Raw genomic sequence first — 14,533 nt, forward strand, 5'->3', positions numbered from 1 at the left:
GAACAGGATCGTTCATGAAACATCGCGCCTCGCAGGCCACCGGAAACGCCGCCAGGACACCAGCAAAGCCGCTCACCGGTGCCCTTGCCGCCACCTTCGGCGGCTGCATGCTCAGCACGGCGGTCGTGGCCCAGACACCAACCGATGCCAACCACGACGAATCGCCCGTCCAGCTGTCTCCCATGACGGTCGAGGCCGGACGCCAGGCGGCACCCGAGCGGAGCTACACGATTCCCGAGACGAGCAGCGCCACCGGTCTTGCGCTCTCGCCTCGGGAAACGCCGCAGTCGGTCACCAGCATCACCCGGCAGCAGCTTGACGACCGTGAGGCGGTGGATATCGAGGATGCCCTGGAGCTCACGCCGGGCATCACGGCAAGCAAGGCCGAGGTCGGCGTGCGCACGTCGTTCCGGGCGCGCGGCTACGACATCGGCAACTGGAAGGTCGACGGGCTGCAGTTCTCCGGCGATTCCGGATTCGGCGGCGGCGGCAACGCCCTGAACATGGACCTCTACGAGCGCATCGACATCGTGCGCGGCGCCAACGGGCTGCTGGGCGGTACGGGGGATCCCTCGGCAACGGTCAACCTGATCCGCAAGCGCCCGGAACGGGAGTTCGGCGGCAGCGTCTACGGCGCCTATGGACGCTGGGACCGGTCGCGGGTCGGGGCGGACCTCAATGTGCCGCTGACCGAGGATGGCCGCGTTCGCTCGCGCGTCGTGGTGACCCAGCAGGAGGGGGACACCTTTCGCGACAACGAGTCCGAACGCCGTCGTGCGGTGCTGGCCAATCTCGCCTTCGATGCGACCGACGACACCACCCTCGGCCTCGGCTACCAATACGAGTATCGCAAGACCGACGGCGCGGGCTGGGGCGCCAACGTGCCCATCTGGTTCGCCGACGGCAGCAGGACGCACCTCTCGCGCAGCACCAACCTGGCGCCGGACTGGAGCCATGCCGAGTCCAGGACCAACACGGTCTTCGCCTCGCTGAACCATGCCTTCAACGACGACTGGACCCTCGACGTTCACGCGGCCCAGAGCGACACCGACGCGCTCAACAATCTCGCCCTGGCCAAGGTCAACCGCGGCCCCTCAGGCGGCTTCATCGGCTACTGGGATCAGGACGGCGGCGGGGCGATCCTCAACGCCCTGCGCGAGAGGAACGAGACGCGACAGCGCTCGGTCGGGGTCGACCTGAGCGGCGCGTATGACCTGTTCGGGCGGCGGCACGACCTGATGCTCGGCGCCAGCGAGAGCCGCACGCGCGAGCGCACCCCGGAGCAGGAATGCACGATGTCCAGCGGCACGGCCTCCGAGTCCTCCTCCTACTGCATGTTCCGCGCCACCAACGGCCTGGCGATCTCCGACTGGCGTCACGGCGTCGACGACGACATCCGCCTGGATGCCTCCCGCACCGGGCGGGTCAAGACTACCGAGACCCGGCTGCGCGGGTTCTATGCCGCGACGCGACTCGAGGTCACCGAGCCGCTGTCGATCATCCTTGGCGGGCGCGTCAGCGACTACGAGACCGACACCGACGCCTATGACGGCGCTACCACGAGCCGTCACGAACACGACGTCTTCACGCCCTACGCCGGGGCGATCTACGACCTGTCGGACCGCTACTCGCTCTACGCCAGCTACACCAACATCTTCACGCCGCAGAGCCAGCGCGACACCGGCGGCGCCACCGTCGATCCCGTCGAGGGCGACAGCTACGAAGCCGGCATCAAGGGAGAATGGTTCGACGGTCAGCTGAACGCCTCCGCCGCGCTCTTCCGCACCCGCCAGGAACACCTGGCGGTGATGGATGGCGGCAACCTCACGCCCGATGGGGCCCAGGCCTACAAATCCGGCACCGGCAACGAGACGGAGGGGGTCGACCTGGAAGTGGCCGGTGCCATCACGCCGAACTGGAACGTCTACGGCGGCTACACCTATCTGCACTTTCGCCGGGTGGATAGCGACGGCCGCAGCGATCCCTCGCATCTGTTCAAGCTGTCGACGACCTATGAACCCGGCGGCCGGCTCAACCGCTGGACCTTCGGCGGCGGCGTCTACGCCCAGAGCCATATCGATGCCGTCTCGAGCCCGGCGGGGCAGCCCAGCCATGGCGTCAGCACCGGCTCCACCGCGGTCAAGTGGCCGGGCTATGCGATCTGGAACGCCATGGCCCGCTACGACATCACCGACGACACCCGCCTGAGCCTCAACGTCGACAACCTGTTCGACCAGCACTACTACGACCGCTACGGCTTCTATGCCGGCGCCATCTACGGCAGCCCTCGCAGCGCGACCCTGACCCTGCGCACCTCGTTCTGAGACCCGCCGCCGCCCCTGCCAGGGGCGGCCATGTCCCCCGCCGCCACGCCCCTTCCCCTTCGCGGGCGCCGCTCGGCGGTCACTGCCGGACCGCAAGCTCGACGCCCTGTCCTCGTTGCCTCCGTCCCGCTCACCGGCAAGCCTCCGGCCCGCCGCTGGCAGGGAACACCAATTGCCTGGCAGTGGCAGTCAAGACGTGACTTCCGATTGCAGGCAGATTGGAGTCGACGTCTCTCTGGTTTGCTGAAACGACAGAGGCTGGGCACAACAAAGAAGGCACAAGAGCCTGAGGAGATTCGACATGAGCAGCACGATGGTGGACCGGACGCCAGCCGCTAGCGGTACCGTGGGGCGGCCAGGCACGATCGGCTTCAAGACCATGATGGCGGTCTGCGTCGGCTGCGTGGTGGTACAGGGCGCGATGGCCTCGTCGCTGATCGGCTTCGGCATCGGCGGCCTGAGCTTCCTGGCGGCCATGGTCCTGGCGCTGATCTTCGCCTTCTGCAACGCCATCAGCTTTTCCGAACTTTCCCTGATGTACCCTGCCTCCACGGGAACCCTGGCGACCTACACGCAGAAGGCCATCGGCCACTTCCCGGCGATCGTGTCGGTGTTCGCAGGCTACGTGGTGGTGGCGATGTTCGGCCTCTCGGCGGAACTGATCATGGTCGACGCCCTGCTGCAGACGCTCTTCCCCGAGGTGCTTCCCCCTTACCTGGTGCCGCTGCTGCTGCTGTTCGGCCTGGCGGCGCTGAACATCCTCGGCACCGATGTCTTCGCCCGGCTGCAGAACCTGTTCACCTTCTCGATGATCGCGGCCATCCTGCTGGTCGGGGCGACGGCGCTGCTGGAGACACCCTCGGCACCGACCGCCCAGGCGGCGGCCGGCATCGACTGGGGCCTGGAGGGCATCCTGGATGGCAGCTTCATCGGCCTGACGGCGCTGGCGATGTGGCTGTTCGTCGGCTGCGAGTTCATCTGCCCCCTGATCCAGGACATCCGCCAGCCGGAACGCCGCGTGCCGCGCGCGATGTTCGTGTCGCTGCTCGTCATCTTCGCCCTGTTCGCCCTGTTCAGCCTGGGCGGCGGGCGCTATCTTTCCCAAGAGACGCTGACGACATCGTCGCTGCCCTATCTGGACCTGGTGGACGGCGTCTTCGGCAAGGTGGGGCTGATCATCGCCACCGTCATGGGCCTGACCGCGACCTGCAGCACCGTCAACACCGTGCTCGCCTCGGTACCGCGGATGATCGCCGGCATGGCCGACAACGGCCAGGCCTTCGGCATCATGGGCCGGAAGCACCGCCGCTTCGACACGCCCTGGGTCGGCATCCTGTTCCTGGCCGTGATCGTGGCGGCGCCCTTCCTGCTCGTCAGCCCGGACAACATCGTGCTGCTGCTGATCGGCGCCTCGACCAGCTGGTTGCTGGCCTACATCGTCGCCCACATCAACGTCGTCGTGCTGCGGTTCCGGAAGCCGTCGCACGCCCGTCCCTACCGGACGCCGTTCTACCCCATCCCGCAGATCATCGGGATCATCGGAATGGGATACGTGGCCGCCCATGCGTCCCCCTCGCCGGACCTGACGGCCACCGTCTACACCCTGCTGGGGGCGGTCCTCGGCATCGTCGCCGTGATCGCCCTGTTCTGGGTTAAGCTCAAGATGAAGAAGGGGCTCTTCGAACCGGACATGACAGACTGACCCCGGCACGAACCACCGACCGCGAGACCGCCGGCGATCCGGCGATCTCGCGGTCGCGATAACGACAACAACACGATTCAGGAGGCGTTGCCGATGACCGTCTCACTTCATCACTGCGAGGATGTCGCCGAGCATGCCCAGCGGCTGAGCGGCTGGCAGCAGGAATACGACCAGATCGAAGCCGGACACTTCTCCGGCGATATCGTCGATGTCAGCGGCCAGGAAATAAGGCTGTTCCGCGAAAGCGGCAACCTCGGGCTGTCGCACCTGATGCACTTCCCGGAATCGCAATGGCACCTGGTGCTGCCGATCCACTGGCCGAGCCCTTCGCTGTTTCAGACCGAGGCTATCAACGTGCTGCCGCACTGCGAAGAGTTCCGGGGCGTGGCACCGGCGAACTACGACCTGCTGGTGGTGTCGATCGATCGCCACCGCTACGAATGGCTCGAGCGCGACGACCACCGTCTGCGCCGGCTCGAGGCGCCCGCCTCGCTGCTGGCCGACGTCAAGGCACAGTGGCAGGCCATGACGGACTACCTGCTCGCCTCGCAGGAGGCGCCGTCGCCGGCCCTGCAGCGCACGTTCTCGCGCCAGCTCGAGGAGGGCGTCGAGCTGCTGCTGGGCGACGCCTCGCGCTCACCGCGGCTCGACGACACCTGCTACCGCACCCGCCGCTACATCGTCGACCGCTGCCATGCGCTGGCCCGAGAGCAGCCGGACGATCCGCCCTCGATCATGAACCTGTGTCAGCGGCTGAAGATCTCCCGCCGCACCCTGCAGTACAGCTTCCAGGTGGAAACCGGGCTCTCGCCGGTCCATTACCTGCGTGCGCTGCGGCTCAATGCGGTGCGCAGAAGTCTCCTGCAGGACCCCTCCCAGTGCATCGCCGACGCCGCCGCCCAGCAGGGCTTCTTCCACCAGAGCTATTTCAGCCGCGAGTACCGGCGCCTGTTTCAGGAGCCCCCCTCCACCACCCTGCGCCGCCTCCAGGCGGCATAGAAAGATCTCGCCGGAACGGCTTCGGTGACGCCCCCCCTGCCGGGGCGCCTGACGGCGCCCCGGTTTCGCGTGCCACCTCCATGGCTGCCGACGACAGAGACATTGCCGATTAGTGCTAACGCCAGCGTTCCCGGCCATGCAACATGCCTCAGGAACGAGGCACGTTCGAGGGATGCCGGTTTTCACCCGCGGCGCGATGTCCGCTTCCAGGGGGAAAGACGGCAGGGGGTCACCCCCTCTCATCCCGCACACTGCGATCCAAGAGAGGTCCGACGCCATGCTGCCGACAATAAAAACGATCGTGTATGCATCGGATATCACCAAGGGCAGCCGCCCGGCCTTCCGAATGGCCATCGAGCAGGCCGTCAAGCATGACGCCCGACTCATCTTCCTCCATGCCATCGAACCGATGGGCACGGATACCCACGACATGGTGCGCGACTACCTGCTTTCCCAGGCACAGCTCAAGCACACCCGCCAACTGCTGGACCAGTATCACCACAAGATCGAGCAGCGGATCTCCGATTTCCTGCGCTGCGAGATTCCCGACGACATTCGGCTGAATCAGCCGCCGGAGATCGAGGTCGCCACCGGTCGCCCCGACGAGGTGATCGTCAACGTTGCCCGGCAGCAGCAGGCGGACATGATCGTGATGGGAGATCGCGGCGGGTCGGCCGCTTCCCGGCTATTCCTCGGCTCGACCACGCAGAAAGTCATGCAGCAGACAAGGATACCGGTCCTGATCGTCCCCCTCGGGGGCTAAAACCCGGCCAACTTCAACAACGCTACAACAATAGAGGAAGACCATGAAAAAGCTGACAAAGACCCTGTCCATCGCCACCCTGGCCCTCTCTCCGCTGCTGGCCACCGCGCCGGCCATGGCGGAATATCCCGAACGCCCCGTCCAGTTCGTCGTCCCCTGGCCGCCCGGCGACCTGGAAGACATCCTCACGCGCATCATCGCCGAGGAAATGACGGACCAGACCGGCACACCGACCTCCGTCATCAACAAGCCCGGCGGCGCCGGCATCGTGGGTGCGCTGGACGTCGCCCAGTCACGCCCGGACGGCCAGACCATCGGCTCCTTCGTCGCGGATATCCTCACCGCCCACATCCATACCGGCAACGCGCCCTACGACCGCTCCACCTTCGAACCGGTCGGCATCTTCCTCGACTACCCCTTCGTGATCGCCGCCGAAGCCGATGCCCCTTACGACAACCTGGAGGAGCTGGCCGAGTACTCCCAGGATAACGACATCACCCTGGGCCACTTCGGCTACCAGGCACTGCCGACGGCCGTCACCTTCCAGGCCGCGGAGCGCAAGGGCATCCGTATCGCCTCGGATTCCGCGTTCGACGAGAACAACTGCACCACCCTGGCGACCGGTGACGCCGATATCATCAACACGACCACCCAGCTGATCCTTTCCTGCCTGAAATCCGGCGAGGTCAAGCTGCTGACCTCCCTGACCAAGGAGCGTCTGACCATCGCACCGGACGTGGCCACCCTGACCGAGCAGGCGGACATCACTCAGACCACCTGGAACGGCCTGTTCGTGAAAGCCGGGACCCCGCAGGAGGTGAAGGACCGGATCGCGGAGATCGCCCAGGCGGCCCTGCAATCGGATCGCGTACGCGAACTGAGCGAGTCGACCGGCGCCGGCATCTACTGGATCGGCGGCGAAGAAGCCGAGGAGATGGTGGCCCGGGACTTCGAGAACTCCGAGGCACTGCTCGAGTTCATGAGCCGGTAACCCGCCGGCGGGAATGCGGCCCGGGAGACCGGCCGCATTCCCGCTCCGTTCGTCACCCCATCGTGTCCCGACGCCTCGGAAGGTTGCTGCCGTGCCAACTCAGACCACCGTCAAAGCCGACATCTACTGGATACTGTTCCTCGTATCCGTCGTGCTGCTGATACTCGTTCCCGACCAGGCCGCCTGGGTAGAGACCCGGCGAGGCTGGTACACACAGCCCATGATGGGAGCCCTGCTGGGCCTGGGAACCCTGGCGATCTTCTCGGCCTATCGCGCCGTGCAACTGACGCGACGCGAGATCCGCCAGGGCCGCCGCCCCCTGTTTCGGCGCAACCCGCTCGAAACGCTGGTGGGGCTGCTGGACAGCTATCGAACGGCCCTGATCTCGTCGCTGCTGTTCTTCCTCTACATCAAGTCGCTGCCTCTCATCGGCTTCGTGCCGGCCACCTTCATCTTCGTCACCGTGCTGCTGTGGCTCTCTCGACTCCTGAACCGTACCTGGCTGGTCGCCACCATCGGTACGTTGATGGCGCTGGTGCTCATCTTCCGGGTCACCGTATCCGTCTGGATGCCTGACGTGTGGCTGTATTCGCTGCTGCCCGATCACCTGGCCGACTTCGCCAACCGCTATCTCTGAGAGGTTCCAGCATCATGGATGCACTACTGCTAGGCCTTAATGAAGTGGCCACCCTGGACGTCATGCTGGCGATCGTCATCGGGGCTCTCATCGGCGTCACTATCGGCTCCATTCCCGGGCTGGAACCCGCCGGCGTCATGGCGATCCTGCTGCCGATGACATTCGCCATGGAGCCCTTGCCCGGCGTCTCCCTGCTGCTGGGCGTCTATGGCGGCGCCTGGTACGGCGGCGCCATTCCCGCCATCCTGATGAACACGCCCGGCACGCCGGTGGCGGTGCTGACGACCTATGACGGCTATCCGATGGCACAGCGCGGCGAGGCCCGCCGAGCGCTGTCCATCGCCTATACCTCGTCCTTCGTCGGCGGCCTGATCAGCGTCTTTTCCCTGATCCTGCTGGCGCCGGCCCTGTCCCAGATCGCTCGAAAGTTCGGCTCCGCCGAGTTCGCCATGCTGGCGGCACTGGGCATGATCTTCGTCGTCCTGGCCCATCGCAAGCACGTGGTCGAGGCGGCCATGATGCTGGGGGTAGGCATCTTCCTCGGCACCATCGGCCTGGACCTGTCCTACAGCACCCAGGTCTACACCTTCGGACAAAGCTGGCTGCTCTCGGGCATCCCCCTGGTGCCCGCCGTGATCGGCCTGTTTGCCATGTCGCAGGCGTTCATCCTGCTGTCACAGCGCAGCAACGACGCGCAGGAGACGAAGCTGTCCGGCAGCGGGCTGTTTTCCGGCGTCTTCGACCTGCTCAAGCACAAGCTGACCGTCGCCCGCTCGGCCGCCCTCGGCGTGATCATGGGACTGCTGCCCGGCGTGGGCGAGTTCGGGTCGCAGTTCTTCTCCTACACCCTGGCACAGAAGTTCTCCAGGACGCCGGAGGAGTTCGGTAACGGTGCTCCTGCTGGCCTGATCGCCTCGGAGACTTCCAACAATGCCGTCACCGCTTCCGTGATGGTGCCGCTGCTGGCATTCGGCATTCCCGCCGATGCCCTGATGGCCATGCTGCTGGCGGTCTTCATGGTGCACAACTATATCCCTGGCCCGACGCTGTTCGTGGAACGACCGGAATTCATCTCCGGCCTGTATATCTCGTTGCTGATGATGAACGTGGTGGTGTTCGCCTACTTGACCTTCGCCACCAAGTGGATCGTCAACCTGACTCGCGTCAGGGGGCGCTTCATCGGTGCCTTCATTCTCGTGCTCGGTTTCATCGGCAGCTACAGCCAGAACTATCAGTACAGCGACTGCCTGATCGCACTCGGCTTCGCCATCTTCGGCTACGTGCTCAAGCGCAATCAGATCCCCGCCGTTCCCATCATCCTTGGGCTGGTACTGGGGCCGCTGTTCCTGACGCGCACGCAGCAGGCGCTGGGCGTCGCCGGAGGCGATCTGACCATCTTCCTTCAGCGGCCAATCAGCCTGACCCTGGTGATCATGATCGTGCTGTCGATCGGCATCTTCGCCTGGAGCCAGCTGCGCCAGCGCCGGGATTCCAGGGCATGAGAAGGGCTCGGCGCCTGACAACAGCTTCCCTGCGACTCCGTGCCACGTCTCGCGCTCAAGCGGACGGGCGACATGACAACCACCGGACGCGAGCCCTCTTTCTGTTCCATGAGTCGGCATCGGCGCCGCGAGAACCTGTGCACGACGAGGCCTCCGATGCCATGACACAACGCCTCTCCGTGGCCGGCTAGAAGGCCGCGCTACTCAACGATAAAAACGGCCATACCAAGGGAAAACTTCATGAAGAAAAACATCAAGCCCTCCGTGAGTGCGATCCTGCTGGGCTCCGCCATCGCCGCCGCCTCCGGCTCCGCGTCCGCCTACAACCTTTACAGCGAAGCGGGCACCGAGCTGAACCTGGATATCGAGGCGGTACTGGGGGTGTTCTCCAGCCAGGAGAGCTACCGGCCCAATTCGGAAGGCGGAAGCTCCGACTGGCAGGAGGGCTACCTCAAGTATGGCCTGTCCGGCCAGCATGCCTTCTCCTCCGGGGCCAGCCTCTATGGCGCCCTGAACCTCGTCAGCTCCGCGACCTGGGGCGATGGCGATGCGGGGGGCTTCACCTCCGGCGATGAATCCGAGACCGAGCTGGAAGACGCCTACGTGGGCTGGCGTTCCGGCAACCTGATCCCGGTTCTGGGTCAGGATGGGCTGGACCTTTCCTTCGGCCGCCAGAGCTTCGTCATCGGCGACGGCTTCCTGATCAACGGCGACGCCCTGAACCTCGGCGATGCCCTGGGGAACGATCTTGACCGTGGCGGCGCCTACTGGCTGGCCGCGCGCAAGGCCTTCGACCGCACCGCCATCGCCCGCATCGGCGGCAGCGAAGGCCTGCGCAGCGATCTGTTCTGGCTGGAATCCGACAACAAGGGCCAGGCGGAAACCGAACTGGCCGGCCTCAACCTCGAGTACGTCATCCCGGAAGGGACCTTCGGCATGACCTATCTCGAGGGCCTGGGCGTCAACGAGGACTTCGGATACGCCAACCGGGACGGCCAGGAGACGGTCAGCCTGCGCTATCAGGGCAATGCCGGCGTCGACAACCTGTTCCTGTCGGGTGAGTTCGTGACCCAGGATCAGGGCGACGACTCCACCGACGGTGACGCCTGGTACCTGGAAGCCGGCTGGACCTTTGCCGAGCTGCCCTGGTCGCCCAGCGTCAACTACCGTTACTCGACCTTCGACGAAGGCTTCGACCCGCTGTTCTTCGGCTTCAACCGCGGTTACGGCACCTGGTTCCAGGGCGAAGTGGCGGCCAACTATGCCGGCCCGTTCAACTCGGATGCCGATGTGCATCACCTGGGCCTGAAGGCCTCACCGACGGAGACCCTGAGCCTGGGCGCGCTGTTCTTCGATTTCAGCGACACCACCGGGGGCAGTGGCGGTCTCGATGGCCAGGAAGTCGACCTGTACGCGGAGTGGGTGGTGAATCCGCACCTGATCGTCAGCCCGCTGGTCGGGTTCTACTCGCCGGACCACAGCGATGAAAATGGCGGTACGCAGATCGGCAACGACGACACCAACGTCTACGCACAGCTGATCGCGGTCGTGCCGTTCTAAACGAAACCCTGAAACGACCTCGTGACGAGGGCCTGCGGGCCCTCATCCTCGCAGGTCAGGAGCCTTGCCACTCATGACGACTCAACGTTCAATGCTCATCGACGGGTCCCCCGTGATCGGCGCCGGGGACGCCTTCTCGGTCATCAACCCGGCCACGGAAGAGGCGATCTGCCAGTGCAACATGGCCAGCGTCGAACAGCTTGACCAGGCCGTATCTGCCGCACGGCGCGCCTTCGCGACCTGGCGCCAGACGCCGGATGCGGAGCGGCGCCGGCTCATGCATCGGATCGCCGACCGCCTCGACGAGCACGCGGACGAGCTGGCCGGGATCATCGTGCAGGAACAGGGCAAGCCGCTTGCGCTCGCGCAGATGGAAGTCGGCGCCGCCGCCGCCTGGACGCGCTACAACGCCGACCTGGAGATCCCCGAGCCCCTGCTCGAGGACAGCGACAGCCGGCAGGTGTCGGCCAGCCGCAAACCGCTGGGCGTCGTGGCCTCGATCACGCCCTGGAACTGGCCGCTGATGATCGCGATCTGGCACATCATGCCGGCACTCCGCACGGGCAACACGGTCGTGTCCAAGCCCTCCGGCCTGACGCCCTTGAACACGCTGCGCCTCGTCGAGGTCATCAACGAGGTGCTGCCGGGGGGGGTCGTGAACGTGGTGATGGGCGAGGCCGAGATCGGCAGCGCGATCAGCGCGCATGAGGATATCGACAAGGTCATCTTCACCGGCTCGACCCCCACCGGCCAGCGCATCATGACCAACGCCTCCGGCAACCTGAAGCGTCTCACCCTGGAGCTCGGCGGCAACGATGCCGCCATCGTGCTTCCCGATACCGACCTGGACGCGGTCGCGGAACGCATCTTCGATACCGCCTTCATCAACATGGGCCAGACCTGTGCCGCCCTCAAGCGGCTCTATGTCCACGAGAGCCAGTACGAGGCGATGTGCTCCCGGCTGGCCGAGCTGGCCGCCCGGCAGAAGGTCGGCGACGGGTTCGACCCCGACACCACCTTCGGCCCGGTGCAGAATGCCGACCAGCACCGGCTCGTCTCGGCACTGGTGGAGGACGCCCGCGCCAACGGTGGACGCATCGTCTGCGGCGGCGAGGCGCCCCGGGGGCCAGGCTATTTCTATCCCCCCACCATCGTGGCGGACGTCTCCAACGGCCATCGCCTGGTCGATGAGGAACAGTTCGGGCCGGTGTTGCCAGTCGTCGCCTATCGCGACCTCGAGCAGGCCGTCAGCATGGCCAACGACGGCGCCTTCGGTCTCGGCGGCTCGGTCTGGGGATCGGATCTCGAGCTGGCCAACCGCCTCGCCACGCAGCTGGAATGCGGCACCGTCTGGATCAACAACCATGCCGAGGTACTGCCGAACATTCCGTTCGGCGGCAGCAAGATGTCAGGGGTCGGCGTCGAATTCGGCCTCGAGGGGCTGCTGGAATACACCCAGCTCCAGGTGATCAATTCTCGTAAGTGAACCGAGCATCTCTCGGGCACCTCTTGCATCAAGAGGCTGCTTTTGGCTCCCATCCGGGAGCCTTTTTTATGCTCGGCGTCGACGGCGGAAGACCGTTCCCCTGCGCTGGTGCAAACGCAAGGGGCCGCTGCCATGTGGCAGCGGCCCCTCGGCGCCACGCCGGTCGTCAGGGCCGGGAGGACAGATACCGTTCCGCCTGCTCGCAGGCGCGACGGATCAGCTCGGGCGCCAGCTCACGCGCGGTATGGGTTTCCTGGCGGCTGCGGATCCAGCCCAGGTAGGTACAGGCTCTCGCGGTCAGGAACAGCTCCAGGCGATCCAGATCGTCGTCCGACAGGGCCCGGCGCTCCCGATAGCCGTCGATCAGCGCCTGTTTGGCGACCGGATAGCAGGCCTCTTCCTGAATGTGGTAGAGGGCCGTGGCCAGCTCGAACATGTGCCACCCGAACCCGGCATCGTCGAAATCGATCAGACGCAGACGACCGTTATCGGCCATCAGGTTTTCCAGCACGAAGTCGGCGTGAATCAGGCTATAGCGCTGGGGCGAGCGGTCGACCTCCGACAGCTCGCGGCTGATGCGGTCACGCGCCGTTTCCATCAGCCGCCGCTGAGCGTCGTTCAGCAGTTCCAGTTCCCAGAAGCGCCCCCAGAAGGGCGCCTCCCCCACCAGGCCGTCATGGTCCCAGGCGTGTCGCTCGAACCCTTCCGGCAACGCCCAGCGGCTCGACTGGTTGTGCAGCTCGGCGGCGGTCCGCCCCAGGTCGGCATACAGCTTGTCGACATGCTCGGCGTTGTCGCCCAGACCCTCTTCCTCGGACCCCAGGGGAGCCCCGTCGACCCAGGTGAAGAGATCGACATGGCGAGGCGCCGTGATGACCTCGGTGGACTCGCTGACCAGCAGGCGGCCGTCGGTCGTCGGCAAGACCTCGGGGACGGCGATGCCGCTGTCGTTCAGCGCCGCCATCCACTGCAGCTCGGATTGCAGTGCGGCGAGGCTGTGATAGCCGTGGCGGTGGATGCGCAGGGCGTAGCGCTCACCGTTTCCGGCGGACACCTGGTAGACCGCATTCTCGCGGTATTTCACCAGCGACAGCTCGCTGCCTTCCAGCCCCCAGTGACGCAGGGAGCGTTGCGCCAGCTCCTTCAGATGAACGCCCTGATGCTCCGGGGACAGGTTGTCGAACGTGCTCATGCGGTCACCTCCTCGGTCAGTTGCGTCAGGGCCTCATCCAGGGTGTGCAGCAGGATATCCGCGTGCTCGGTCTGGAACGGCATGGGGGGGCGCAGCTTCAGGATGGCGTCATGGACGCCGATCTTGCTGATCAGCACGCCCTTGTCGCGCATCAGGTTGATGAGGCGACGCGTCTCGGCCTGGGCCGGCGCCTTGGTCGCGCGATCCTTGACCAGCTCCACGCCGAAGAACATGCCCAGATCGCGGACCTCGCCGATCAGCTCGTGCTTCCGCTGCAGCTTGCGCAGGCCCTCGGCCACATAGGCGCCGGTGGTGACCGCGTTCTGCATCAGGTTGTCTTCCTCCAGGGCATCGAGCACCGCCATGCCGACGGCGGTGGATACCGGCGTACCGCCGAAGGTATTGAAGTACATCGCCTCCTTGCTGAACGCCTCGATCATCTCGGGACGCGCCACCACGCCGGCCAGCGGGTGACCGTTGCCCATGGGCTTGCCCATGGTGACGATGTCGGGGGTGACGTCGTACCACTGGTAGGCCCAGAAATGCCGGCCGCTGCGGCCGAAGCCCGCCTGCACCTCGTCGGCGATGAACACGCCGCCGGCCTGGCGGACCTTCGCCACGGCCTTCTCCAGGAAGCCCGGCGGCACGTCGAGCAGGCCTTCGTTGGCAAAGTCGGGGCACACCAGAATGCCGGCCACCTTGATGCCGTCGGCGTGGAATTCATCGATCGCCTGCTGGACCCGGTCGGCATAGGCCTGGGCCAGGGCCTCGCCCGAGAGCCCGTCGAGGGGACGATAGGCGTCCGGGATCGGGAACGACTTCACGCGCCTGGTGGTCCGGGCCTCCGGCATGAAACCGGTGCCGATCTCGGCCACCGCCTCCGTGTTGCCGTGGTAGGCGAAGTCGGTGACGATGATGCCCTGCCCGCCGGTACAGAAGCGCGCCATGCGCAGCGCCAGCTCGTTGGCTTCGCTGCCGGTACAGGTCAGCATGGCCATCTGCAGGCCGTCGTCGAAGGTGCCGGTCAGCCGCTCGAGGTAATCGACGATGTTGTCGTGCAGATAGCGGGTGTGGATGTTGAGGGTCGAGGCTTGGCGGTGCATCGCCTCGACGACGCGGGGGTGGCAGTGCCCCACGTGGGGCACGTTGTTGTACACGTCCAGATACCGCTTCCCCTCGCTGTCCCAGAGCCAGACGCCCTCGCCGCGCACCAGATGCAACGGCTTGTCGTAAAACAGCGGTGAGTGGTGCCCCATGACGCGATATCTTCTGGAAAGAAGATCCTTAGCCTGATCGTCGGCCATAGTGTGAGTCGCCTCCTCAGCGAGAAACGAGCGATGAATGCGAGACCAGTATTCGGTGTTCCGCCACGAGACG

General features: G+C 65.7%; 11 protein-coding genes. 9 read left to right on the top strand and 2 right to left on the bottom strand.

The window, feature by feature from the left end; all coding sequences use genetic code 11:
• Window positions 1-14 precede the first annotated feature (14 nt).
• From CVH10_RS05865 to CVH10_RS05905, 9 genes are all read left to right on the top strand, one after another.
• Window positions 15-2,324 (top strand): TonB-dependent siderophore receptor, encoded by a 2,310-nt coding sequence (locus tag CVH10_RS05865; protein WP_219924683.1) that lies wholly within the window; start codon window positions 15-17, stop codon window positions 2,322-2,324.
• A 301-nt stretch (window positions 2,325-2,625) separates the two neighbouring features.
• The gene (locus CVH10_RS05870) at window positions 2,626-4,026 is read left to right on the top strand and encodes an APC family permease (RefSeq protein ID WP_106488092.1); all 1,401 of its coding nucleotides are present in this window, start codon (window positions 2,626-2,628) and stop codon (window positions 4,024-4,026) included.
• Between the two features lie 93 nt (window positions 4,027-4,119).
• Complete coding sequence (locus CVH10_RS05875; protein WP_106488093.1) at window positions 4,120-5,025, top strand: helix-turn-helix domain-containing protein; 906 nt, start codon at window positions 4,120-4,122, stop codon at window positions 5,023-5,025.
• Window positions 5,026-5,302: 277 nt separating this feature from the next.
• The gene (locus CVH10_RS05880) at window positions 5,303-5,788 is read left to right on the top strand and encodes a universal stress protein (RefSeq protein WP_106488208.1); all 486 of its coding nucleotides are present in this window, start codon (window positions 5,303-5,305) and stop codon (window positions 5,786-5,788) included.
• 43 nt (window positions 5,789-5,831) lie between these two features.
• On the top strand, window positions 5,832-6,779 hold the full coding sequence (locus CVH10_RS05885; RefSeq protein WP_106488094.1) for a tripartite tricarboxylate transporter substrate binding protein: 948 nt from the start codon (window positions 5,832-5,834) through the stop codon (window positions 6,777-6,779).
• Window positions 6,780-6,870: 91 nt separating this feature from the next.
• Entirely contained in the window at window positions 6,871-7,416 is a 546-nt protein-coding gene (locus CVH10_RS05890) for a hypothetical protein (RefSeq protein ID WP_106488095.1), read from the top strand.
• A gap of 14 nt (window positions 7,417-7,430) precedes the next feature.
• Window positions 7,431-8,918, top strand: coding sequence for a tripartite tricarboxylate transporter permease (locus CVH10_RS05895; RefSeq protein WP_106488096.1), 1,488 nt, complete (start codon window positions 7,431-7,433; stop codon window positions 8,916-8,918).
• A 240-nt stretch (window positions 8,919-9,158) separates the two neighbouring features.
• Window positions 9,159-10,478, top strand: coding sequence for a hypothetical protein (locus tag CVH10_RS05900; RefSeq protein WP_106488097.1), 1,320 nt, complete (start codon window positions 9,159-9,161; stop codon window positions 10,476-10,478).
• A 73-nt stretch (window positions 10,479-10,551) separates the two neighbouring features.
• Window positions 10,552-11,964, top strand: coding sequence for an aldehyde dehydrogenase family protein (locus CVH10_RS05905; RefSeq protein WP_369335739.1), 1,413 nt, complete (start codon window positions 10,552-10,554; stop codon window positions 11,962-11,964).
• Between the two features lie 166 nt (window positions 11,965-12,130).
• Here the strand turns inward: CVH10_RS05905 and CVH10_RS05910 are convergent, their stop codons facing one another.
• Complete coding sequence (locus tag CVH10_RS05910) at window positions 12,131-13,156, bottom strand: phosphotransferase enzyme family protein (protein WP_106488099.1); 1,026 nt, start codon at window positions 13,154-13,156, stop codon at window positions 12,131-12,133.
• Window positions 13,153-14,460: an aspartate aminotransferase family protein gene (locus tag CVH10_RS05915; protein ID WP_106488100.1), complete on the bottom strand. Its 1,308-nt coding sequence runs from the start codon at window positions 14,458-14,460 to the stop codon at window positions 13,153-13,155. The genes CVH10_RS05910 and CVH10_RS05915 overlap by 4 nt, the downstream gene beginning before the upstream one ends.
• Window positions 14,461-14,533 lie beyond the last annotated feature (73 nt).

This window comes from Halomonas sp. ND22Bw, from assembly GCF_003011945.1.
In the GTDB taxonomy this organism is placed as follows: Bacteria; Pseudomonadota; Gammaproteobacteria; order Pseudomonadales; family Halomonadaceae; genus Halomonas; species Halomonas halophila.

What these genes read in the sequence shown, in the direction of transcription:
- CVH10_RS05900 (WP_106488097.1), top strand. Translation starts at nt 9,159, where the DNA reads ATGAAGAAAAACATCAAGCCCTCCGTGAGTGCGATCCTGCTGGGCTCC.
- CVH10_RS05905 (WP_369335739.1), top strand. Translation starts at nt 10,552, where the DNA reads ATGACGACTCAACGTTCAATGCTCATCGACGGGTCCCCCGTGATCGGC.
- CVH10_RS05910 (WP_106488099.1), bottom strand. Translation starts at nt 13,156, where the DNA reads ATGAGCACGTTCGACAACCTGTCCCCGGAGCATCAGGGCGTTCATCTG.
- CVH10_RS05870 (WP_106488092.1), top strand. Translation starts at nt 2,626, where the DNA reads ATGAGCAGCACGATGGTGGACCGGACGCCAGCCGCTAGCGGTACCGTG.
- CVH10_RS05885 (WP_106488094.1), top strand. Translation starts at nt 5,832, where the DNA reads ATGAAAAAGCTGACAAAGACCCTGTCCATCGCCACCCTGGCCCTCTCT.
- CVH10_RS05895 (WP_106488096.1), top strand. Translation starts at nt 7,431, where the DNA reads ATGGATGCACTACTGCTAGGCCTTAATGAAGTGGCCACCCTGGACGTC.
- CVH10_RS05875 (WP_106488093.1), top strand. Translation starts at nt 4,120, where the DNA reads ATGACCGTCTCACTTCATCACTGCGAGGATGTCGCCGAGCATGCCCAG.
- CVH10_RS05880 (WP_106488208.1), top strand. Translation starts at nt 5,303, where the DNA reads ATGCTGCCGACAATAAAAACGATCGTGTATGCATCGGATATCACCAAG.
- CVH10_RS05915 (WP_106488100.1), bottom strand. Translation starts at nt 14,460, where the DNA reads ATGGCCGACGATCAGGCTAAGGATCTTCTTTCCAGAAGATATCGCGTC.
- CVH10_RS05865 (WP_219924683.1), top strand. Translation starts at nt 15, where the DNA reads ATGAAACATCGCGCCTCGCAGGCCACCGGAAACGCCGCCAGGACACCA.